Source organism: Paenibacillus sp. FSL E2-0178 (assembly GCF_038593005.1).
Lineage (GTDB): Bacteria > Bacillota > Bacilli > Paenibacillales > Paenibacillaceae > Paenibacillus_AQ > Paenibacillus_AQ phytohabitans.
Genome location: NZ_CP151953.1, coordinates 7,641,743 through 7,667,860 on the forward strand (window position 1 = coordinate 7,641,743; position 26,118 = coordinate 7,667,860).

General features: G+C 38.5%; 10 protein-coding genes. 9 read left to right on the forward strand and 1 reads right to left on the reverse strand.

Going from position 1 to position 26,118, the window contains the following annotated elements; translation table 11 throughout:
- Positions 1 to 74 precede the first annotated feature (74 nt).
- From MHI42_RS32885 to MHI42_RS32925, 9 genes are all read left to right on the forward strand, one after another.
- Positions 75 to 6,401, forward strand: coding sequence for a phage tail tape measure protein (locus MHI42_RS32885; protein ID WP_342421914.1), 6,327 nt, complete (start codon positions 75 to 77; stop codon positions 6,399 to 6,401).
- Positions 6,402 to 6,449: 48 nt separating this feature from the next.
- Positions 6,450 to 7,226: a phage tail domain-containing protein gene (locus tag MHI42_RS32890; RefSeq protein ID WP_342421915.1), complete on the forward strand. Its 777-nt coding sequence runs from the start codon at positions 6,450 to 6,452 to the stop codon at positions 7,224 to 7,226.
- A gap of 15 nt (positions 7,227 to 7,241) precedes the next feature.
- Positions 7,242 to 13,151, forward strand: a complete 5,910-nt coding sequence (locus tag MHI42_RS32895; protein WP_342421916.1) for a hypothetical protein — start codon at positions 7,242 to 7,244, stop codon at positions 13,149 to 13,151.
- On the forward strand, positions 13,151 to 13,549 hold the full coding sequence (locus MHI42_RS32900; RefSeq protein WP_342421917.1) for a hypothetical protein: 399 nt from the start codon (positions 13,151 to 13,153) through the stop codon (positions 13,547 to 13,549). The genes MHI42_RS32895 and MHI42_RS32900 overlap by 1 nt, the downstream gene beginning before the upstream one ends.
- Before the next feature lie 61 nt (positions 13,550 to 13,610).
- Positions 13,611 to 22,334 (forward strand): pyocin knob domain-containing protein, encoded by an 8,724-nt coding sequence (locus MHI42_RS32905; RefSeq protein WP_342421918.1) that lies wholly within the window; start codon positions 13,611 to 13,613, stop codon positions 22,332 to 22,334.
- 243 nt (positions 22,335 to 22,577) lie between these two features.
- Complete coding sequence (locus tag MHI42_RS32910; protein ID WP_342421919.1) at positions 22,578 to 23,045, forward strand: phage holin family protein; 468 nt, start codon at positions 22,578 to 22,580, stop codon at positions 23,043 to 23,045.
- A gap of 261 nt (positions 23,046 to 23,306) precedes the next feature.
- A complete protein-coding gene (locus MHI42_RS32915; RefSeq protein WP_342421921.1) occupies positions 23,307 to 24,014 on the forward strand; it encodes an N-acetylmuramoyl-L-alanine amidase in 708 nt (235 codons plus the stop codon).
- A 48-nt stretch (positions 24,015 to 24,062) separates the two neighbouring features.
- The gene (locus MHI42_RS32920; RefSeq protein WP_342421922.1) at positions 24,063 to 24,455 is read left to right on the forward strand and encodes a hypothetical protein; all 393 of its coding nucleotides are present in this window, start codon (positions 24,063 to 24,065) and stop codon (positions 24,453 to 24,455) included.
- 178 nt (positions 24,456 to 24,633) lie between these two features.
- Entirely contained in the window at positions 24,634 to 25,017 is a 384-nt protein-coding gene (locus tag MHI42_RS32925; RefSeq protein ID WP_342421923.1) for a type II toxin-antitoxin system PemK/MazF family toxin, read from the forward strand.
- Positions 25,018 to 25,260: 243 nt separating this feature from the next.
- Here the strand turns inward: MHI42_RS32925 and MHI42_RS32930 are convergent, their stop codons facing one another.
- Positions 25,261 to 25,620 (reverse strand): hypothetical protein, encoded by a 360-nt coding sequence (locus MHI42_RS32930; RefSeq protein ID WP_342421924.1) that lies wholly within the window; start codon positions 25,618 to 25,620, stop codon positions 25,261 to 25,263.
- Between the last annotated feature and the right edge of the window lie 498 nt (positions 25,621 to 26,118).

Genomic DNA, 26,118 nt, shown 5'->3' on the forward strand with positions numbered 1-26,118 from the left:
ATATAATATTGAAAATAACAGGAAGCGAAAATAGACTCGCTTCTTTTTTTGCGTCTAAAAAAGGAGTGAGGATAATGGCAAATGAATTAGGTATATTAATTGCAGCGAAGCTCAATGAAGGACTTTCGCTAAAAGAGATCAATAATCAGTTGAAGAGTTTAGCAAAACATCCAAGTTTACAGAAGTTAAAGTTGAATATTGAGATTGATCAAAGTTTTGTAAAGGGAATGAACAGTTTTGTTGAGGCATCGAAAAAATTAAGTAGTAACTTAGATGCTCAAAAAAAGGTAGTCAAAGAAACAATTACAGAATATAAGCAGCTAGATGGCACAGTTACTAAGACGACTCAACAAGTTTTAGCTAATGGTGAAATAATTGAAAAGACAAAAGCAAAACATGATGCCAGTAAAAAAGCAATAGAGGCAGAACGTAAAACATTAGATGATTTGAGCATTAGTCTTGCGAATTATACTAAGGTTAGCGAGAAGGTAAATCATAATAAAGCTGGTCAGGTTAGTAATGTCACAAATACATATAAAAACGATACAACGGGAAGCACATTAACAGTCAACACAGATGCAGATGGTTATGTTAAAAATTATGCGAAATTAGAAGAATACTTAAAACTACAACAATCTGCACTAGCACAGGAACAGGCAATTAATAAGGCACGAGAGCAGACAGCAAAAGAAGAATATAATATTCGCAAAGCTATTGCTGATAAGAATCTAAAAGAGGAAGAGCAAAGAACTAAACAGTTTGAAGCCACACTTAAAGAGCGATATGAGTTTGAAAAAAATCAGGCAGCAAAATCTGAGGCACTAGATAAAGCACATGCTACGGCTTTGCAACAGAATAAAAAGAGAGATCAAGATTATGCTCAATCTGTAGCCAATACACAACAAAAGATTAATGATGCTAAGTCTAAATATAGTGGTAATACGTCAGCTGTTGCGAGTCTGAATGAGTTAGAGACTAAATTAAGATCGATAAGTAATATTGGTGACTTTAAATCTCCATTAACAAATTTAAATAATGAACTGAAGCGGACAATTGGTCAATTAAATGAAGGAACTGGTCATGCTAAGAGCTTTGGCGACTCGTTAAAGGGCGCATTTAGTAACATTGTTATGTATGCTGGGATAGGCAGTGTATTTAGTGGTGTAACTCAGTTCTTCCGTGAGGGAATCTCTTACGTAAATGAATTGAATAAGTCATTTACAGAACTATCCATTGTTTACATGGAGGGACAAGAGCAGGTAGAAGGTTATGCTGCAAAATTTCATGAGTTAGGCATGGAGATGGGCATCACCACTAGTGAGATTGCAAAAGGTGCAGTTGAGTTTGCGAGACAGGGGTTATCTCAAGAAGAAACCTTTAGCCGAATGGAAACAGCAATTAAATATGCCAAGATAAGCAATCTAGATTTTGCAACCAGTGCTAAAGTATTAACTGCAGCGATTAACTCGATGAATGTTACAGCAGATAGAGCGAGCGATGTTTTTTCATTCCTGGGAGACGCTACGGCAAGTGATGCTGCGGAGATTGGTGAAGCTTTCCAGCGTACGGGAGGTACTGTTGGAGCTGTAGGTGTCGAGTTTGAGAAAGCAGCATCATGGATTGCAACTATCAGTGCAAATACTCGAGAAAGTGCATATACCATTGGGAATAGTATCAAGAGCATACTTGCACGTATGCAATCGCTCAAAGAGACTGGTTTTGACGAAGAAGATGGAACACAAGTTAATGATGTAGCTAAGGCATTGGGTGAAATTGGAGTACAACTTGTCGATGCACAAGGTAACTTTAGAGACTTTGGTACGGTCATGGATGAGATTGGTGCTAAATGGGATACTCTCAGTAGCAGAGAGAAAGCTTATATAAGTACTGCCACTGCTGGTTCGTTCCAGAGTGCTCGTTTTCTCAGTCTTATGGACGATTACGGACAATCTGTTGATCTGTATAAAGGTGCTCTGGATAGTGCAGGAGTAAGCACAGAAAAGTTTGGATTATACCAACAGGGGACAGAGGCTCATCTTAATACGATGAAGACAGCACTTGAGGGTTTATGGAGTAGCATGTTTAAGTCTGAAGGTATCCGCAGCGTTATTGATATGATGACTAGTCTGTTTACAGCGATTACCAAGGTGACAGATAAATTAGGTGGATTACAGACTATTGTTGGTACTGCTACGATTGCATTTTTACTGTTTAATCGTTCATTGCCAGCAGCTGCATTAAAAGTAATTGGTTTTGATCTAAGAGCAGTAGCACTGTCAATGCAGATATTTACAGGCTCCACAAGAGCTGCAGCAATTGCGGTTGGTGGTCTTCAATTGGTTATGAGTGTTGGTTTAGTAGCCGGAATAGCACTTGTAACTACAGCAATCTCAAAACTAGTTACTGCTCATCAAAAAGCCAAAGAAGAACAAAAAGCCTTGGCTGATCAGCAAAAGAAAATCGCAGACTCCTGGAACACTCAATCTTCCAGCATCCAGAAACTGATTGGTGAATATGAAGAACTTGATAAAGCTACTAACGGTGGTAAACTCTTCACAGATATCGAGCAAGAAACCAAATACAAAGAGCTAGTTGACCAAATTGCCGAACTGATGCCTAATCTTGTTGCCAGCATTGATGAAAAGGGTGATAAGCACCTTGAAAATGCTGCAGCGATTCAGGAAGAACTGAAATATGCTCAAGAGTTAGCTGACTTAGATAATAATCAAATCGTTATAGATGCTGAGGACTCTTTCCAAACTAAAATCGAAGAAATTGAAGAACTTAAAAATAAGATACTAGACCTACAGACTCAGATGGCTTTAGGTGGTCAATTCGTTGGTATGGCTTTTGTCCCATTCAGTGATTCCGATTTAAATAAAATGGAAATGAATTTGGTAAGTCTTCAGCAAAAAACAGCTTCTGCATCACAGCAAATACGTGAGAGCCTTAATACAGTTGTTACAAGTCTCTTATCAATTAACAATGTCAAAATTGATGACAATATATCAAAGCAAATCAGCAATATTACTGCGGGATTAAAACTTGATGGACTGACACCCGAAGAGATCAACGGGAAAGCCACTGCAATCGGAGACTTTGCTTTTAAGTTGGCTAAGTTACAAGAGACCTCTTATCAACCACTTGTTAAGCAATTAAGTGATGATATCAGAGTATTAGGATCTAATTTAGGCAAAACAAGCAATGAAATGGACTTAATGATTGCTTCTGCTATCGATTCAAATAGTGCATTAAGTAAACAAGCAGACACCTTGACAATAGTAGCTAATCACACTGAAGCCGTTGAGAAGGTTACATCTGATTTCAGTAAAACACTGCAAGATACTACAGATGCCGTAACTCCCCTTAATGCTGCAATTGAGACATTGAGAGAAGGCAAAAAGCTCACTGCTTCTGAAATTCTAAACTTAATTGAAAAAGAAAAGGACTTTGCCAGTGCAGTTACATACGAGAATGGTGTCCTCGATGTTAATTTAAATAAAGTAATAGCCTTACGTGATGGCAAAATTCAAGGCATCAATGATGTCATTAAAGCAAAAGAAACTGAACTTAAAGCGTTAGAGACTGCTACAAACAATGAACTCAGGTTATATGACATCCAGATTGATGGTATCAAAAGTGTTGCTCAAGCGATGCAAGCCCTAGCACAAAAACGTGAAGAAGTGCAAAAAGATACTTACACAATGATGCATATGCAAATGCCTGGTGAAGATGACGGAGCAGCAGATTATCTGAAAAAACTGCAGCAAGATACCTCTAATATCATTAATATTCAAAAATCACTTGAGGCAATTGATGCAGCTAAGAAAGAACTTGAGGCACTTAAAGCAGTTGCAAGTAGTGACCTATTAAAAACTGCTGGAACATCTAGTGATACTAAAGATCCTAAAAAGGATAAAGATAAAGATGCAGCTGCCAAAGACCTGGCCGAACTTAAGGATGCCACTGAGTCACGTATTGCTGCTCTTAATGCTCTTGCTGTAGCTCAAGCAAAACTTAACGAGGCATACTCAAACGCATCGTCAACTGCTGAAGGTAACAAACAATATGCAGAAGCAATAAAGCAGCAAACAACTCTGATCAATGGTCAAACTATTGCAATTAATCGACTTAGCAATGCAAATGCTTCTCTCGTATCTGATCGTCAAGCATTGCAAAAATCATCTGGTTACACTAACAATCAAATGGCTTCATGGATTGGTCCAGATGGTGAAGCGTCTCAGTCATTTACTAAACTTTACAACTCGATGAAGACTGGTACTGCCCAAAAGGATCTGCAAGCATTATTTGATAAATATAAATTACTTACTGCTGCTATTGTAGAAAATAATGAAACGATCAAGAATACAACAGCTAATCAGACTAATTCCACTACGCATCTCCGTGAACAGTACTTCAATCAATCTGAGTATTTCATAGAAACAGAGTCTGAAAAGATGCGGCAAGCAGGTAAGTCTGAGCTTCAAATTGCTCAATTTGTTCTCGAATCACGTAAGCGTATGGCCTCCGATAAATGGACCACTGAACGCAAAATAGCCAAACTCTCTGTAGATGAACAAATTGCAGCTGATAAGGCTGTTTACGAAGCAAATAAAGATTATAACCAAAAGCGTATCGAAGATGTTAAGAAACGCATTACTAAAATTGATGCAATGATATCTGCATCCAATAGTAAACTTGCCAAACTTGAGGATAATCTTACCAACAAACTAAACGATTCTTATAGTCCAGGCTCACTCTCTGCATATAATAGTGAACTTTCTTCCAATATTAATCTCCTACAACAAAAACAAGTGCAGGAACAACTGGTCGAATCAGAATTACGGAAACAGATTAGTGCTGTGGGGCTGACAAGTGAAGAATACGAGGATCTAAACACTCAACTTATTGCCTCTGTCCAAAATCAAATTGATCTCGCTACATCTATAGGGGATACCAGTAAAAAGATTATTGAACAACAACAGCAAATGGCAGATGATATTGTTTCGATTATTAAAGAGGGATACGAAAAGCAAAAGGAAATCGCCCTTGATAGTATTGATAATCAGATAGATGCAATTGATAAAGAATCTGAAGCCTTCACTGATGCACAAGATGCTAAGATTAATGCTCTCGATGAGGAAATTAAAAAACTCGAAGAGGTTTATGCTGCTCGTATTAAATTAATTGATGATCAAGAAGATGAAGAGTCCTATAATAAAAAGTTAACAAAAGCCCAGGAAGAGGCTCAGAAGACTCGTGATCAAATTGCTATGCTCTCACGTTCGGATGATTTGGCTGACAAAGCTAGACGTAAACAATTGGAAGAAAAACTTGCTGAACAACTCGAAGACATTGCTGAGACACAGCACGAACACGAAATTGAACTACGTAAGGATTCCCTACAAAGTGAACTTGATGCTCAAAAGACTGAGCTTGAGAAAACTAAAACCGTAGAACAAGAGAAAATTGATGCGAACAAGAAGTCAGTTGATACACAAAAACAACTCCTTGAAGATTTAAAGAAAACTCAAGAGACATATTATGATAACTTAATCAACGATGAGCGTAACTTTTATCAGTTAAAACAGGAGATTATGTCTGGTAATTACACCAATGCTACAGCACAGTTGGAAGCACTTAAAGTGTTTTATCAGGCTAACACTGCTTCCATTGGCACAAGTATCAGTACTAACCTTATAGATAAAATCGGTCTCATGCAGACACGTATGTCTGAAGCAGCATCAACCATGAACGCTAATTTCCTGAGTATAAGCAATAATATTCAGAATACCCTTCTAGCTACACTAAACGAACTTATTGCAAAGTTGTCTGAACTTAGCAAGATTAATCTTAGTAATTTGGGTGCATCAAACACTAGCACTAGTTCAGGTAATTCACTTGTAGATCCGAATAGTCCAAACTACTACGTTTTATCACAAAAAGAGATTGATAAGATGCAAGCTGAAAAGAATGCAGTTATCTCTACTCCCGTTATGGAACAAATGCAAGAAGCGATTAAAGGTAAGCGCTGGGATGGATCAAAATGGGTAACTTATCATACAGGTGGTACAGTTGGTGATGAGCCTCTCAAAGCTGGTGAAGTTCCAGCGATTTTAAAAGAGGGTGAAACCGTATTTACCTCAATCCATATGACTAAACTAAGAGATATGTTAACTAATTCATCAGTAACAAATGATTTGTTGAGACGGTTCGCTCCAAGTGTGCCCAACTTATCTGGCCTCCCTAATTCCTCTAAAACTGTTATCGAGCAAAAAGGGAATATGATTGAAGGTGGAGTGACATTTAGTTTCCCTGGCTTTGGCGGAACAAAACGTGAAGGCAAAGCAGCAGTAAAGTACATGGTTAATGAATTAAATAAATTAGGATTTGATTTTTAGAGGTGGAACTCCCACCTCTTTTTACTATGAGAAGAGGTGGATTTTATTATGGCAATCGCAGAAAGTACTTATTTTATTTTTAATAATGAAACTTCAAAAAAGTATGGAATTATAAATTGTAGTATGGAGACAGGATTAAAAGAAGAACAATTTTACTCTGAAAGGTCTCTCGAACGTAAAAGGGTAAAAGGGAATGAGATTCCTTATTTACAAGAAGTAGTTGATGAACCTTTAAAATTAAAAGTTACATTTGGGTTCGAGAATCCTTGGGATGACGAGAATATTCGAGCCGTTGCGCGATGGCTAAGACAACCATATTTTTGCGAAATGTCATTCTCTGAAGATCCTAATAAAATATATTTTGTTATGTACACGGGGAGTCCTACCTTATTGCATAACTCTCTGAAGCAAGGTGTAATTAATCTCGAATTTGAAAATATTAGTCAGTATATTTATTCTCCAGTCTACACAACTCAACAATATGATCTCTCTAGCAATCCTTCGTCTGGGACTGATATTACCTATATAAATGAAGGCGATGTTGAAGACACTCCAGATATCGAAATTATCAAAGTTGGAAATGGAGATATTCAAATTGTTAATTATAGTGATGGAGGACGCGAATTTAAAGTTGAAAGTATTCTGAATGGTGAAACTGTCACCATCGATAATGAGAATCAAGAAATTGAAACTAGTATTCCTAATACGTACCGTTATGAAAATGTAACTACGGATTATATTTCTTATCCACGAGGTATAAATAAATTAAAAATTTATGGTGGATGCAAAATTCAATTCAGATCACGGTTTAAATTCCTGAAGTAAAAGAGGTGAGAAAGTTTGTTTCAAAGTATTAACTTATCCCAAAAACCGTATGACCTAAAAATGTGGATAGCTAAACCCAATAAAAATGTCATATCTCCTAATCTGAGAGAAGCAAGTGATAAGGTATTAAAGATTGTTTTGTCGGGTGTTCATGAACTCAATTTCTCTCTTCCCTTAATGGTAGATAAAAAAATGGAACCTGTTGAAAATCCAAATATCAAGAAAATCAAAGAACGATTCACCATGAAACTCAATCTTGGTAAATTTGAAGAATGGATGATTATTGATAAAATAACTCGTAATATGGATGACGATTCTTACAATGTGAAATGCTATTCACTTGCCTATCAGCTTAAGTATAAACGACTTCAAAATTATTCGGTTGATGCTGCCTCAATTGTATCTGTTCTAAACGATGCATTGGATCAGACGGGCTGGAAAGTTGGAGAAATTGATAGTGAACTGCTTGCTAAATATCGCTCCTTTGATGTGTCTTCTGCAAATAAGTTGGATTTTATCAATGATGTTGCTGAAAAGTATGGAGCAATATTAATCTACAACAATACTCTTCGCACCGTTAATATGTATGACCCAGGGAATGTTGGTACGGACAGAGGGCTAAGATTCTTATATGGGAAATATCTAGAAAATTTACAGTATGAAGAGAATTATGATGAGGTTTACACACACCTCAGAGTAACGGGAGCTGATGACATTGGTATCCATGCCTATAATCCTACAGGATTAGGATACTTAATTGATTATTCACATTATCTCTATCCGTTTGAACGAGATGCAAACAGAACAGTTATTCAGCAGTCGAATTATATGGAAGATGACTTAGCTCATGCAGTTATGGACTTTATGATTAAGATAGACTCAAGGAAAAATGATTTCAATAATTTCCTTACGCAGCTGAATGGGTTTCAAACTCAGCTCACGACCAAAACGAATGAATTGACTGTGCTTAATACTGAATTGAAGATCATACTAGACAACATTGCTGTTAAACAAGAAACTGGTGAAAGCACTACTGCACTACAGACACAGAAGACGACAAAAGAGGCCCAGATAGTAAATAAGAAAACTGAGATTAATACAGTAAATGGTCAAATCACTTCTGTAAATAACAATATTGAAGCACTCAAGTTAAACCTATCGTATCTTTCTAATTTCACTAACGCTCAGTATCAAGAACTAATCTTGAACTATATTCAAGAGGGGGAAATCTCTGAGAGTAATATTAGTGATGAACTTGAGCTATACGAATATGGCTTGGAACAATTAGCATTGAAACGAAGCCCTGTGATTGATCTCACTGTTGATATTGTTAACTTTCTTCAATGTTTATCTGAACAAAAGAATTGGGATAAATTATTAATCGGAGATCAAGTTACGATATATAGTGATAAGTTGAAAGTGAATACGAAAGCTAATCTTTCATCTATTGAATATGATTTTGACAACGGAAGCATCCAAATTGAAATTAAAGACATCAAAAAGAGGGATACATCTGAAACACGCTACTTTAAGAAGCTACTTAAATTTGCGGAAACCGAAAAATCCCAAAAGGCTGCAAAAATAGCCTTAGAGAATTTAACCTATAATTTCAATACTCGAAATGACCGTATTAGTGTACCTCCAGCAGATCCAATAATTGCTAATGACGGTACAGCTGTTGACCATGTGCAAAATACAGATGGATCGGTTGATATTAGCTTTGAATGGAAATTTAATCCCTCGAATTCTCAAGCAGATGAATACAATATTGATGGGTTTATTGTTTATCTGCGCACATTAACCACTAATGAAAAATACACATTTGGTTCTACCATTGCTAAAGAGGATCGTCGCGAAGTCGCTGCTGATAAAAGGGCAATCCTAATTAGTGGTGTTCCAGCAAATCGATACTATACTTTTGGTATTCAAGCTTACCGTAGAGTGGACGAAGATATCGTTTCTACGGGTATTTTAACCTCCAATACGATAAAGTCTCTATATGCAAATGAAAACCCATATCAACCATCATCTACAGTTCCCTTTTACGGAAATGTACTTGGTACTATTGATGGACAAAATGTGGATTCCTCACGTATTGTCGAATGGGATAGCGCTTATAATGCTTTACCGTATATAGATTTACAAATACAAGAAGTGAATGATAGTTTAAACCAATTAGATAGTAACATTGATACACTGTTTACTGATAAAGTAATTACTTCTATTGAGGCAAATTCGTTAGATAATGCTCTAACACAGGTTAAAAAAGAGTCAGAAGATTTAGTTATGGTTGCAACAAGTCTGGGTATCACAACAGAGAAGACTGCATACTCCACAGCATTGGTGAACTTAGATAATGAGCTATCTGCAAATTGGCTTCATCAAACCACATATCCCAAAAACATTACGACTGCACAAAGGGATGCTATAAAGAGCAAATTTGCTACTGTTCAGGACTTAAAATCAAAGTTAATTAATAAAATAGCTGCGATTAGACAATCAAATACTACTTCCTACATAGATACAGAAATATCTGAAGTAAACAGTACTCTAACTACTTTGAATGCTCAAATTAATTCATTCTCTAGTGATTTAAACATTACGCTTGCTGAAGCTAACGCTTTGGAACTTTCATATAGTCAGGTGTTAAAAGAGTCTTTGGATGTAATCACTGTTGCTGCTGGACTTGCAATCACGACAGAAAAAACAGCATACAGTACTGCTTTAACAAACTTAGGTACTTCGATTTCTGCTTTTATTAATAAAACTACATATCCTATAGCTATTACAGCAGCTCAGAGAACGGACATACAAACAAAATTTGAGACTGTCCAGAATACTAAGTCATTATTAATAAACAAAATTTCTTTGGTTAGACAAATGAATGTTAGTGGTTATATTGATAACAAAATATCTGATGTCAATACAGTTTTAACTAGCCTTAACTCTCAGATCGTCACATTCTCAAGTGATTTATCTATCACGTTGGCTGAAGCAAATGCTTTAGAGCTTTCGTATAGTCAAGTGGTTAAGGAATCTGAAAATATTATAAGTATAGCTTCAAGCTTATCCATTACAACAGAAAGAACAAATTATTCATCTGCTTTGACGGCATTGACTACAGAAATAAATAAATGGATTAATAAGTCATACCCGTTGGCTATCACTATTACAGATCGAACTAATGTACAGTCTAAATTTGAAAATGTGCAGAATACAAAATCCATATTAATTAATAAGATATCAGCAGTAAGAGAAGCAAACTCAAAGACTTATGCCGATCAACAAATTACAGAATTGGAAAATTCGCTATCTACACTTTCAACTCAAATTAGTGATTTTTCAAGTGATAATAAACTAACATTATCAGAGGCTAATGCTCTAGAGATTTCGTTAAATCAAGTCGTTAAGGAATCCGAGGATATCGTTGCAATTGCTAGTACTTTATCAATTGCGACAGAAAGGACGAATTATTCCACGGCGATTACCAATTTACAGACGGAAATGAACAATTGGATTAATAAATCAGTGTATCCAATAACTATAACATCTGCAAACAGAACATCTATTCAGGGTAAGTTTGAATCAGTTCAAAGCACAAAATCTATTCTAATTAATAAGGTTGCCTCTGTCCGTGAGTCGAATGCTAAAACGTATACGGACACTACAGCTAATGCCAAGCTTGCAGAAATTGCCGCAGATGATAAGCTAACCCCGATTGAAAAGTCATCAACAAAGCTTGAATGGGATGTTATTGTTTCAGAGAAGACAACTATTGAAAGTCAAGCCACTACTTATGGAATTGCGACTGAGAAGACGACTTATACAGCAGCTTATAACACGTTAAACACGTATATCACTCCTCTGTTAACGAATCTTGCTGTAACAAGTGACATTGTTGGTTCAACTTTTAGAACAAATTTTAAGAACTATTATGATGCAAAAACAAAGTTGCTCAAAGTAATCTCTGATGCTGCCAAATCTTTAGCGGACAATGCTTACGACTATGCCGTTTCTCCAAATGTAAGTCTGCTTCAAAATGGTGGAGCCGAGATATATACAGGAAAATCAGGTACTAATGTTCCCGATGGTTGGATTACATGGCAACCAAGTAACCTTTGCACTTTCACTAGAAGAGTGAGTGATTCATCTTGGACGATTGCCGGAAATTCGAGTTTTGAAATAAATTCGGGTAGTTCAACAACTAATACAAATGGTGTTTATTATCAGGACTATTTAGGCGCTACTCCCAATAAGACATATACTCTTTCGGGAAAATTAGGTACACATCGATGTACTGGATTTATACAAATGGTTTTCATGGATGCTAGCGGGAAATGGTTGCTAAATAACGAGGTTTCAAAAACAAACGATCCATCTACCGCTGCTGTATTGAAAATATCTAGTGTTGCCCCAGCAGGTACAACGAAAATAAGAGTACATATTAACAAGGACGTAACTACTGCTGGTCAAGTAAACAGCTATTTGTTTGCTGATAACATAAAACTTGAAGTAGGCGATAAAGCTACTGCTTATGTTGAGTCAGGAAATGCTGATGCTATTAACAATGGAGTTCAACTTGGACAAAAATATCAGAATGTCGAAACTAACTCCGTAGATGGTATAAAAGTAACCAATAGTGATGGTAGTACTTCAAAGTTAAACGGAAGTGGTTTGGAAATCCGTGGTGGTAACGTTAAAATGTATGACTCTGCTGGTAGGCTTGTAATGGATGGTCGCGGAGTTAATCCACTTGAGACTTCTGGATGGGGGATTACAACGGGGCTAACAATGGGCATTAGCAGCTTTGCAAGGAATAATTTTGTTGAAGTACAGTATATAGGGCCATATATAGATAGGGGAGAACCTAACACATACTTACAATTAAATACGGTCGCTGGTCTGCCTTGGTCTGGGACATTATATATGCCTGGAAACGGCTTTTTTAATACTATTACATATGATTCTCTTAATAGTTCAAACAACACTATCAGAACCACAGGCTCCTCATTTATTGCCTTAGATAATGGCGCGTACTTGTGGGATAGTAGTCCAAGTGGAACCCTAGTCTTGTATATAAAAGCAGGAAGTGCAATTCTTAAAAATGGTACTTATGTTAATCTTCCAAATGATACTTATTTAAGTATGCCTGTATCTGTAGATGTGGTAAATGATTATGATGGATGGCAATATCGAGTAATCTATGTTAATAGTGCCGGAAATATTACCTATATGGTTGCAGGTACTACGGCAGGAATTGTAGATGAGTGGAATATCAGCGCATATCCAGCAAATCCACGAAATAGTATTGATGCTAACGCTGTAATACTTGGAGTAGTATTGTGTGGAGGAAATGCACGGGCGAAGAAGCCTTACGGAAATTATGTTATTATGCATCCAGATTTCCGGGACGAACGTGCATTGAAAGTAATCGATAAAGTTTCTACAGGAGGCAAATATTCTACCACAATTCAAAAATCACTCTTGGCAACGTCATCGGGAAGCTACGGATCATGGGCAAGTACAATTGGGTTATCTGCTGGTCAAAATTATATTATCGCTCTACCCATTGGTCAAGGTAAGCGCATTGCAAATGTATCTATTTCTTCTGCAACAAGTCTTACTACTACTGATGATCATCCGAATTATGGAGCAACTCTATTTCTTGGCCTAAAGGATCCTTGCAACAATACTTCTCAACCTAAATGGGCAATTAATTACGGAAGTCAATTTATTGATAATCGATATGCAGACGGAAGCGGGACTTATCTGGTATCTCCTGGATCACTGGGGTGGAACTATATGAATATACGTGATGCGTGGCTTGAGATTGTTTCTGATGGCGAAGTGTATCTAAAAGTGGAGTTATATCAGACAAATTATAGTGAGAGCCGAAACATTAGATTAAATTGGATGTGTTGGTGATGATTTTAATAGCTTATAGAAAAGACACGAATGAAGTTGTTCATTATGTTGATTGTGATGGCATTAATATAGATCCCTCTTTGTTTGGGTTGTATCATGCTTGTCTAAAATACAATTGTCCAGATCTTTCATTTGAGGATTTTGGTGAGTATTGTGTTGACGAGAATACTAAGGATGAAGTTGGAATGAGCCTTAGAGAAAAAATAATCATATACTCAAAGATCAAGGTCATTGTTCAAGATGGAATTGTTCAAGGATTGGATTTTATTGAAAAAAGTGTTGCTGATCCCTTGGAACCACCTCCAAATGTAAACCAGAATAAAAAGATTGAAGATTTAGAGGAAACAATTCGAAAGCAGCAGCAGTTGATCGAAGAAATTCTTAAGAAAATACAATAATGCAAACAATTGAGAAGCTTCTATAAAGAGGCTTCTTTTTTATGAAATGGAGGAACAAAACTTGTCAATAATGGACAATGATTATGGATGGATCACCCAACGAAGAAGAGGAGATTCAACTGATCCGTTCGTATCCATCACCGAACAAATCACAGTTATTAATGGTAAAGCTGTATTAAGAGAGATTCCAGATGAATATTCTTCGATGTCAATTACGTATGGTGCAAAGAGTTTCTTTATTAAGAATATAAAGAAGTCACCTATTCCTGATGCGAATAATGTAGTTGTAGATTTCAATTCGAATTGGGCTTACTTTGATGCTCAATATAATAATAAACAATGTACTGCTACTTATAAAGGTACAGGCAAGGTATTCATTCACGAGAAGATGATTGCCACTACTATTGATGAAAACGGCAATGTGATTGAAACTCTCGATCAGGTTGTGAGTAGCACAACTAGTAAAGTTGATGCTAAACTCGCAGTTGCCGATACAAAAATAACAGCTATGAACACAGCAACCACAGCGGCAACTAATGCTACAACAGCAGCAAATACAGCGACTACGAATGCTAATAATGCAGCTACAGCGGCAAATACTGCTAAAACAAATGCGGATACGGCGGCAGCAAGTGTTAACTCAGCAAAAGACGGTGCAGTGGCAGCTACCACAGCTGCTAATAATGCAGCTTCTGCTGCAAATACAGCAAAGGCTAATGCAGATGCTGCAACTGCGGCAGCAAATACAGCTACAACTTTGGCAAATACTGCAAAAACTAACGCAGACACTGCAACAGCTGCAGCGAACACAGCAAAAACTAATGCTGATACAGCGGCCACAAATGCGAACACTAAAGCAACATATGCCCAAACACAAGGAGACTATGCTAAAGCTTCAGGAGAAGCATTAGTTCATAAAGGAACCTTTAGTCCTACAGTTGCTTATATTCCTAAGAATATTGTTTATTATAGTGGTGCCACGTTTATGTGTATTGCAAATACCACAGGGAATATTCCAACCAATACATCCTATTGGCAAAAAGTAACTAATATGCTTTGGAAAGGAGTTTACTCCTCCACCATAACATATAACTTTGGTGATGTTGTATCAGATGACATTAATCAGAATGTATATACGTGTGTATTGGATGGAACTTTAAACAAAGCGCTAACGACTACAGCTAATTGGACGCTTTTAATGAGTGTCACATCGGCAATTACAAGTGCTAATACTGCAACTAATGCTGCAAATAATGCAGCTATTACAGCTAATACAGCAGCTACAAATGCTGATAATAAAACTGCTCTAGCAATAACAGCTACAACAAATGCAAACACTGCAACAACAGCTGCTAACACAGCGAAATCGAATGCGGATACGGCCACAGCAGCAGCAAATACATCTAAAGCAAATGCTGATGCAGCTACTGCAAATGCAAACACAGCAAGAGACGCGGCAAATATGGCGACCATTGCAGCGAATACTGCTAAGGCAAACGCAGATTCTGCAACATCTGTTGCAAATACCGCTGCTTCCAATGCTGATGCTAAAGCAGCACTGGCAGTTACTGCGACCACGAATGCTAATAACGCTACTACAGCAGCAAATACAGCTAAGGCTAATGCGGAAACAGCAACAACAGCGGCTACCACCGCGACAACTGCTGCTACCAGTGCTGCAACTGCTGCGAATACGGCAAAAACTAATGCAGATACAGCAACAAGTGCTGCAAATAAAGCTAAAACTGATGCAGAAACAGCAACAACGGCAGCAAATACCGCAACAACAGCTGCGAACATAGCGGCTACAAACGCAAATACAGCAAAAGATTCTGCTAATGCAGCTGCAACAGTAGCAAACTCTGCGAAGACTGATGCTATTACAGCTACGACAAATGCAAATAATGCGACATTAGCGGCAAATACAGCTAAAACTAATGCTGATACTGCAACTACCAATGCAAACAATGCAACAACGGCAGCAAATACCGCAAGAGATGGTGCAAACACCGCTGCAACTAGTGCAGTAAATGCAACCACAGCAGCAAATACTGCGAGAGATGCAGCGAATACTGCAGCTAGTAATGCGAATACGGTTGCAACTGCTACTGGGCATAAAGGTTCATACAATGCTTCAACTGCGTATATTCCGAACAACATTGTAGATTACAATGGTTCATCCTATATGAATATTTTGGTGAGTACAGGTGTTATTCCTACAGATACTACTAAATGGAAGCCAGTAGCATTTAAAGGAGACCAAGGTATCCAGGGTATCCAGGGTGTAAAGGGGGATAGTGTGGTATGGAAAGGTGTGTATTCTGCAAGCACGGCTTATGTTGCTCGTGACGTTGTTCATTACAACGGTACTGCATATATCAACAAACTGGCTAGCACGGGGAATCTTCCTACCAATACAGGATACTGGGATATATTCGCAAGTAAAGGTGTGGATGGGGAAGGTTCGGTAATTGGTGTCACTTCATTAAATAATGACCTGGTTGTTGCAGGAACGATTCAAAATCCCGACTTAACTATAAGTACAAGTTTAAAAAGTTCATGGAATGATAAGTACACTAAAACAGAAGTGGACTCGAAAATTAGTCAGGCAACCGCAAATATCCAATGGAAACCTTCAGTCGCATCCTACGCTAATATTGCCACAGCGTATCCTTCACCACAAGATGGATGGACAGTCAACGTTAACGACACTGATTATACATATAGATATACAGGTTCTCAGTGGATTGCAATTTCTGCAAATTCAATTCCTAACGCATCTGCATCAGCTGACGGCAAAATGAGTATCGCAGATTACAATAAACTACAGGGGATTACAACTCAAGCTACTAAAGTTGTTAACTCCGCTACTAACGGAAATGTAACGATTAATGGAACAGAAACGGTTGTATATACTCATCCTACTGGCGCAGGCAATAATCATGTTCCTACTGGTGGGGCTGCAGGAAACTATTTGAAGTATGGTGCAAGTGGTACTGCTACATGGGCTACACCTGATCTGGCAGGGCTTTCTGATTCAACAATTACCTCACCTACAAGTGGGCAGTATTTAACTCACAACGGAACTAAGTGGGTCAATTCTGCAATACCAGTTGCGACAACGTCTACTAACGGGTTAATGGTTTCTACAGATAAGACCAAACTAGATTCTATTACTTCAGGTGCAAATAACTATTCTCATCCAACTGGTGATGGAAATCTCCATGTTCCAGCGAATGGTACAACAAGTAATGGTAAATTCCTTGAAGCTACTGCTACAGCAGGAACGTACCAATGGGCAAATATCACCGCAAGTGATGTAACTCAGGATGCGTCTAATAGGTTTGTAACTGACACTGAAAAAACAACTTGGAATGCGAAGGCTCCTTTAGCATCACCACTACTAACAGGAATACCAACTGCACCAACTGCTGCAGCGGGAACAAACACAGATCAGCTTGCTACGACAAAATTTGTTGAAACAGTAAGAGGAGGGCTTGCAAACTCTATTGCTAATTATATCCCCGCCTCTGAAAAAAACTATCCTGGTGGAGTAGCAACACTAGATCTAAATTCAAATGTGGTAGCGTTGGGCGAAAAGATGGGTACGGCATATACAAAAAGATCATTCACACTCAATTTTACAGGTGTAGCAAATCAGAAAATTGATTTGTTTTGGACTACTGCCATTCATGGTGCGATAAGAATAACTATAGGTGGTGTATATTCTGGCATTGATTCAAGTGGTATGTTGGTGAAAGAACATGCTATTGTATCTTCTCCTCCGAGTACAATTAATTCAGCGCCATCGTATTATAGTTTAGTAACTGGACTTATTCAAAACCATCTATCTATAGGAGAATTGTCTTTCGATTCGACAAATTCCAGATTTAGAATACCTATTGAAGCAAGGTCTGCGTATATAAATCCTTATGCGATAACAGTAGAAGCTTGGACTTCTGTTAGAGATATCAATTTCAATATATCTTCAGTGTATACAGGAGCTGCGACAACATTGCCAGTAGCAGTGCAAGCAATACCAGATAATACAGTTACAAAATCTGGTTATGAAATTCAAAAACATTCTCTTACTGGAAATACTGGATTGGGCAAAGGTGGAGTAATAACAGTAAATGCTAATACTTTAACGGAGACTGGGTACTATAGTCTGGCTCCAGCAAGTACTAATATCCCTTTAGCTGTAGGCACAACTGCCCTGAATGTTCAAAAATTCGATGCTTCTTACATCTCACAGGAAGCAAACGTTTATGCAACAGTGAATGGGTCTACAACTATAAGGAAGTTCCTTCGAGAAAGTCGTAATGCAGGATCTACTTGGTCTGTGTGGATAGAAACAAGTATGAAGGCCATTTCTTTAGCCAACAACGTTGACCTCAACACGATACCAGAAGGTGAATACTTTGCTGTAAGTAATGCATCTGCAGCAACACATACAAATATGCCACCAGCAGTAGCGGGATTAGCTTACTATCTTAAAGTTGCAAGGAATGTAGGTGACGGAGTCACACAAACATTATCAATTTATGTAGCTGGTACTCCGAGAATATTTGTTCGCAATATTTATAATAGTGTATTTGGACCTTGGTACGAAATTGAGACAACTCGTACCAAGGATGTTGCTTTAGGATATGCGGGATTGGATGTAAATGGAGATGTGCTATTAAGTGTTATTCCGGATGCTGTTCAGAAGTATAGCCTTACTAAGGATGACGGGAAAGCTTTATCAATCACTGCTGGAACTGATTTAAATACTGTACTTACTACAGGGTTCTACACAGGGAATGCTCTACTTAATGCACCAGCAGGCTCTAGTGGATGGTTTCACATCCTTGTACAGACTCATTCTGGAACATCTGATGGCACTAATTACGTTGTGCAAAGAGCAATAAGCTTGAATGACACTGGAACTCCAGTTGAGTGGATTAGACGGCGAGTAAACAGCACGTGGCAAGGTACATGGGTGAGTATTCCAAACAGTAGTCTATACAATGTTGCTGGTGGTCTCCCTCAGCTGGATTCTGGTGCATCGGTTTTGCCAGACAACCTTCCATTTGGCAGCGTTACTAACTTGCTGTCTGATTCAGGAAGATTTGTTGGTCCTGAAAACGATCCTCGTGATATTGCATGCTCGGAAACCTTTGCTAATAACCGCTTCTTCTCACTATGGAATGGAACAACAGTAACAAGTGGCGGAAAATTCTATCACGATAACTCAACTAACGGAGGCGCTGCAGGTGCGATAAACAGTGATGTAGTCAGCTTACTTGCAGGAATTTCAGCAGCTACTGGCGCAGCTAATGGAAGATATGGAACTGAGTTTCATATTGCATCTTACACGATGGGGAGTGGTACAGGTAATCAGAACACAACAGTGCCTACTACCTATTTGATGACAGTAAATAGCAGCTTTCCTGCTGCTGGTGTTAATAAAAGCTACACTGTATCATTTTGGATTCGTGTCAAGTCAGGCACAAGGGCAGTTATTAATAAAAGTGGGCGGTTCAAGAAGAATGGCGTAATACAGACCACCCATATACAGCTGACTCCAGCTGATGGATGGGTACACATTGAGGCAGTACATGCAGCATCTAACGGATATTCAAACGCAGCTCCAGGTATTCATGCAACACCAGGTGATATAGTCCAGATTGCTATGCCAGTAGTTACAGCTGGAGATATTGGTGTAGGTGTTCATAACAACCCTGTCCTTGGAGCAATTGTAGGTTATACTGTGAACACAGCAGCAACACCTAGTACCGCTGTGCTACGTGATAACTCAGGTAACATTAACGTTAATACCAAGATAGGGTTTTCAAACGATGATGGAATAGAGTTTGATGACACTGCAAATGTGTTCTCTGCCAGAATGGATGGTGCACTTTACCCTATATACACCTCAGCAAACCATAACTCCACCGGAGACCCTCATACTCAATACGCATTAAAGGCTAGCCCAGCCTTGACAGGGATACCCACGGCTCCAACAGCAGCAGTTGGGACGGCTTCCAATCAGTTAGCCACAACTGCATTCGTAGTAGCTAACGCACCATCTATGGTCCAAGTGGGTGGAGTGTTGCCAGCGACTGTTGGATGGTACAGAATAGCCACATCGTCCGTAAGCTATGGAAGGCTTGCAGCGCGTTTTGAAATTGATTGGACGCTTGCTGGATACCATGGACAGGTAACAATCAACGCGGGGATTATGTACGGTATCGACCCCACACTAAACCAGGTGATGTACACAAACTTTGGAGGCAATTCTGGCACAGGTCTCACGGCAGCAAGGATTGTGTATCACACGACATACACAGGAAATTACGCCTATTTGGAAGTGTATAACGCAAGCGCCGCAGCTCTCAATGTAAACACTCAGCTCATGTCTTCTATGGGATGGCAACTAATAACCCCGGTAGCAGGGAGCATTCCTTCTGGTTATGTAACTTCTGAACTGAAGTTTGTTGATGGGATAGCAACTGATGGGATTATTGCTTCACCTACTGTGGTCAATGGTGACACGCACTTCTCCAAGAATCTAGGACAGGTAGTGTTTGCAGCTACAACAGCTAATCAGAAAGCAGATGTGTATTTTACAGGAGCCTTTCAAGGGTATCTTGATGTATTAGTAACAGGGAGCTGGTTCGGAGCTCCACATAGTGGACTTTTAAGAAAAAGAATAGAATTCCATGCAACTGGTACTGGAACGATTAATCGTCAAGGTTCAAGGTTTGATGAGGTATTTGGTGCGGTGGGGAACACGTTATTTATTTCAGACGTATCTTGGGATGCTACTAATAACAGATATAGAATACAACTGTGCTTCTTAGCCCCTACTGCATATACCGAAACATTTGTGGTTCAGGTAGAGGGGATGAATGTAGCCTCCGCTGCCGTAGTAACCCAGAGTATGGGAATAGGCGCGCCTTACTCCACGGACTCAGCAGTTTATCAAGCACCAACAATATCTTTTCCTGGAGTCGTGAACGTTCCTACACAAACTTCGGGTGATAATAGTACTAAAATTGCAAATACTGCGTTTGTGCAAGCCAATGCGCCTTCCATGTCTTCCATATCAGCTACTCTTCCAGCTACAACAGGATGGTATAGAATAGCCGCCAGTGCTGTTGAAATTACCCGGAATGCTGCGGCCTTCGCTATTGACTGGAGTATAACAGGCAATCATGGCTATGTTAATTTTGAAGCAGCTACGATGTTTGGTGTTACTACGGGGGTGACATTGAATCAGTCTCTGTACTCGTTGTATGCAGCAAATGGGTTAACAAAGGCAAGAATTGTGTACCACACTTCCTATGCAGGTAACTATGCTTACCTTGAAGTATATAACGGAACACCTGCAGCTCTTAACTTGCGGATAGAGATGATTAACGCCATGGGCTGGACTTTGATAACACCTGTAGCTGGAAGCATGCCGTCTGGATATACTTCCAAGGAATTAGCATTCGTTAATGGTATTGCTTCCAGTGGAGTCATATCTTCTCAGGTTCCCCAAGGTACAGCGCCATTTAAGGTGACCAGTACAACGGTAACGCCAGGGATGAATGTTGAATTGCATGAGGGGAAGAACCTTCTAGAAGTAATACAGGGTGGTTTATCTTATGCAGGACTCACTACAGGTACTGCCACAGCCTATAACGCTACCCATCCGCTAGCTCCTTACATGTTAGTAAATGGGCTGAGGGTAACCTTTAAAGCTCATATAGCAAGTGGAGCAAATCCTACTCTGACTGTTAGTGGTAACATTTCTAAGCCGATTATGAAGTCTAACGGAACTGCTGCTAAGCTTGCAATTAATGGAGTGTACACTGTTGTGTACGATGGAACGGCTTTTATCTTACAGGGTGAAGGGGGTGAGTATGGAACAGCGACGGCCTCGGACGTTCGCCTAGGATCTACTATAGGAACAGATAATGGCCTAGTAACGGGTACTCTGGAAAGGGTATTTAATAAAGATATGGCAAACATGTACAGAACCACTGGACAGACGTACTTCTTAGAAGCTTATCAGGGTAAGGAATGGATCGTTTCTGATGAAGGAACAGCATACTATGTACCTGATACACTATCGGGAGTAAGCCCAGACAAAATATTAGCTGGCAGCTCTATACTAGGAGTCAATGGGAGTGTTCCTGTTATAACTGCAGGAGATGACCCTGCACAAGGCGTAGGGCAATGGGGAGATGGAGCATTAGCGGTGTACCCATCAGAAGGATATCGCAAGGGTGGGGCAGGAGCTGGGGAGATTAAAGTGACCACAGCACAGCTACAGTCAGCAGAGCCAGATCTCACCCCAAGTAACATAAGAGCGGGGGTAGCGATCTATGGAGTAACTGGGAGTATGCCAGCCGTTGCCGCTCCCAAAGAAGTTTCGGGATACTATACCCTGTCCCCATCTTCAAGTGCGTCAAACCAAGTCAGATTTACTGTAACGCTTACGGTGCCAACGGGAAAGATTATGGCGTACATGAGGATGGAACCAACTGTATCATCTGTTAACTATATTCAGCATACGAGTACTTCGGGTGTACTGACACGCTGCTTTGGGGCAGCTTCAAATTACAACAGAAACGGAGTGACTAGTGGTTCAGAATATAATATAGGCTCTATAACTACATCAATATCTAATAGCAGCTTCGATAGCTCTACGGGCGCGGTAAGTATGGAATATCGTGTTCTGTGCAGCTCTGGTACTATTAGTTTGGTAGGAGCGGGTACAATTTATTTCAGCGCAGGTTTTGGGTACTTGTAAGTCTGTTGTATCAATCCTACTCTTCTGATATAAGCTAACTATGGATTTTAAGAAAAGATGCTAGGAGAGGGTGAAAACCTTCTCCTTTCTCTTTATCTAGGAAGAAGTATCTGGTTCTCAATTGTCAGTTGTTAATAAGGTTGATCAACATAATAGAAGTTTTTAGAAAAGTTAATATTGGCTGATCAAAAGAAGAGGGGGATTTGTCTCCTCTTTTTTATTTTGATTTCGGAGAGTGTTATAGTGAATGATTTTAATTTAAAACTGATAGCCAATAGGGATTATACCTTCCTCTATGCAGCATCTGGCATCATTGGAACCATAGTATCTTATGCATTTGGAGGTTGGAGTGGCTTGTTAGAAATATTATTGTGGGCATTTGTGATTGATTACTTTTCGGGTTGTGCTGCTAGTGTGAAAACAGGCAAAGGGTTAAAGAGTAGTGTGGGGTTCTGGGGACTCATAAAAAAAGGCATGATGCTCCTTATGGTATTCCTGGGTCATAGAATCGACCTAGCACTAGGGATGACCATTGTTATGAATGGAACAATCTTCTTTTGGTTGGCTAATGAAGGGGTTTCAATTATTGAGAATTACGGAAGATTGGATTTGAAAATCCCTCCAGTATTCACTAAGGTGTTCACTATATTTCAGGAACGGGCTACAGCAAATCAAGAAGACAAAACAGAACAGCAAAAAGACGAGAATTAATGTTCTACCCGGCTAGAGTATCCCCAAAAATCTCGACTCACTTGGATTATAGCATGAAGGATTTGAAAGGAGAATATTTAAAAATGAAAAGGTTGGGCAATTTTCTTTTATTGGAAAGAGATGAATTTAAAGATTGGCTGGATAAACAGAATGTGACTCGTACAATCAAGTATCTACAGGTACATCACACTGCTTCTCCAAATTACACAACACGCAAAAATCAAGATGAGTTCAAGTGCCTTGAGGGCATACGGGATTATCATGATTACAAATGGTTGGAGTGCTACAGGTCAAAATATTACAACATTCGAGAACGGTAAGATTGCTATTAGCCTTGATCGAGATTTGAATAAGACCCCTGCAGGAATTGGTGGGTTCAACACCAACAATATTTGCATTGAGAACGTGGGTAACTTTGATAAGAATGGCGACAAGATGACTGATGAACAGAAACAAACAATCATTCATCTTTATGCTTGTCTTGCTAAGAAGTTTAACATTCCAGTCAATACGGATCATATTGTTTACCATGCTTGGTATGATGTTAATGGCAAACGACTGTCTGATTACACTCCGGGTAAATCGAAGAAGACATGTCCAGGAAATGCATGGTTCGAAGATGGTAATACAATTGCTGCAGCTAATAAAGGGTTTATTCCTGCAATTAAAGCTGAGTTGGATAAACTTAATCAGCCCGCCACCTATAAAACAGATGCATCCGATATATCCACAAAGATCATCTTCACAGCAGATAACAAAAATGTTGATGGTTTTATGAGAGACGGCTCTAATTATGTTCCTGCCTCCGCTCTAAGGGATAAGCTGGGAGACACTTTAGATTGGAGCAACAACACTAAAGTACTCATGGTTAATGGTAAACAAGTATCGGCTATTATGAAAGATAACATTAATTACATTTCTGCACAGTCTATCATATCGCTAGGACATAAGGTAACACCTGATACTTAAAAAATTGTATATCAGCAAGTAAACTGAATATATACAGGAGGAATTACCTTGAACGACTTATACATAATCACTGGCACTACCCTGCTCATTGTAGCAGGCTTTTTTATTATTCCCTGGCTTCAACGTAAAGGTTTGCTCACAAGTAAACAGATTGAACAGATCATGAGTTTGAGCAATATTGAACGGCTTGTGATGGAAATACTCCCTATTGCAAACAAATACAAAGATAAGGCCAACTTTGTTTTGAACGTTGCCGATGAAGTCATTGACTACGTGAATACATATGCCATTGGTACACTTACAAAAGCTGATAAAATGACAATTTCATTAGAAGTTATTGAGAGCATTTGCGAGGAATTTGGAGTAAACCTGAGTATTCAAGAGGTCGAATTAATCGGGATTATTATTGAACAAGGAATTGAGTTTTCTGAGAAGATCTGATAATAATAATGCCTATAAATACATCAATGTAATATTGAATGTACTTATAGGCATTTTTTTCTTTTAAAATATTATTTTAATAAAATAAAAATAACTATAAATATTGATTAATTAAAAAAACAGTGTATAATTAGACTCATAAGAGTAAATAAAGAGAAAAACTAAGGAGCGTGAGATTATGATACTGATATTAAATAGAAATGAGGCGGTTGGTGAAAAAAAAGTTCGCAAAAATGAAGTCTGGTTAGCTGATCTTGGCCCGAAAAAAGGTTCAAAGCAGAGTGGAGTGCGACCAGTGCTAATTACAACTAATAATGTAGGTTGCTCAAAATCGTCAATAATTCAAGTTGCTCCAATTACAAGCAGTACAACAAAACGAAAGATGCCTACGCATGTGCATGTAACTGCAGAATATAAGGGATTTCTTAAAGATAGTACTATTATGTTTGAACAATTGTTTCCCTTAGATAAGGAAGAGGACTTGAAATATAAGTTGTTTGATCTACCTGATAAGTATAATGGTGAATTGTTCAATGCTTATGTTGCAGCTTATGGATATTAATAAACGCAAACAAACGAAATATAAATATATATTATGTAACAACAAAGGAGGTGGAGAATAATATAAGACATACTAATATTTAAATTCTGTTTCATGAGGTGATGATACCAGAACAGCTTAGTGAATCATTGATGAAATAAGGGAAGTACGTTGTATTATTAAGCATGTAAAGGGGATGAAAGGTAAGTTTTATTAAGAATAAAAAAAGTAAGGCCGCAGTTAAACCACAGCCTCAGTCATGGATTATAGGGTCTTATTTAAAGGGTTATAGGGCTGATTCAGTTTTGGAATTAATGGGAATGGTTGATTGATGTTAATCGTTGGGATCGGTTGATTCCAGGTTCTTTTTACTAATCTGAAGGCAGCGTCAGGAACATTGTGAGAAGCCATTGCAGTAATCTCAGTTACCAACAAGCTATCTGTTTGTCTCATATGAGGAGACAAGATATCTCTGACGCGATTAGCAGATAAGTTAGTTCTTAGAATCCAAACAGATAGCTGAGCGTGTTCAGCATTACCTAACCTATTAATTGCTTCGATAATATTTTGATACCGTTCTTCCGAAGCATTCTTCAGGTCGTAACAAATCTGGAGAATTTTCATGGTATTGCCCCCTCAATATATGTTTTGTTAGCAAACTGACTCACTGAGTGCTAATACACATATAATACCACTTTAATCCAATATGTACAAGTTGAAATCGTATATGTTGTGTTTATATTTTTATTATACACTAAATGTAGTGATTGTTGAGGAACTGGTATTACTAAGTCAAGGTGAACGATCATGAATAAGGACACTTCAGTTGTCTGTGAATACATGAATTAATACATAATCGAAATTCATGATAAAAGACTAATTATATCAGAAGGAGAAATTATGATTATAGAATTTGCTACCGAGGAGAAAGAAATTGCTTTCTCAAATATGCTATAAGCACTGATAATACGGATAGCTCGCAATTTAAAATTCTTAGAGAGAAACTGAAGAATCACAAACGAGCGAAGGACAGAGAAAAGGAATCGAGTTAAATATAATGATATAACTTTACAGAGGGGTAACGGCTGGGATTAGATGCCTAGTAAAATAAAATCAAGGGGA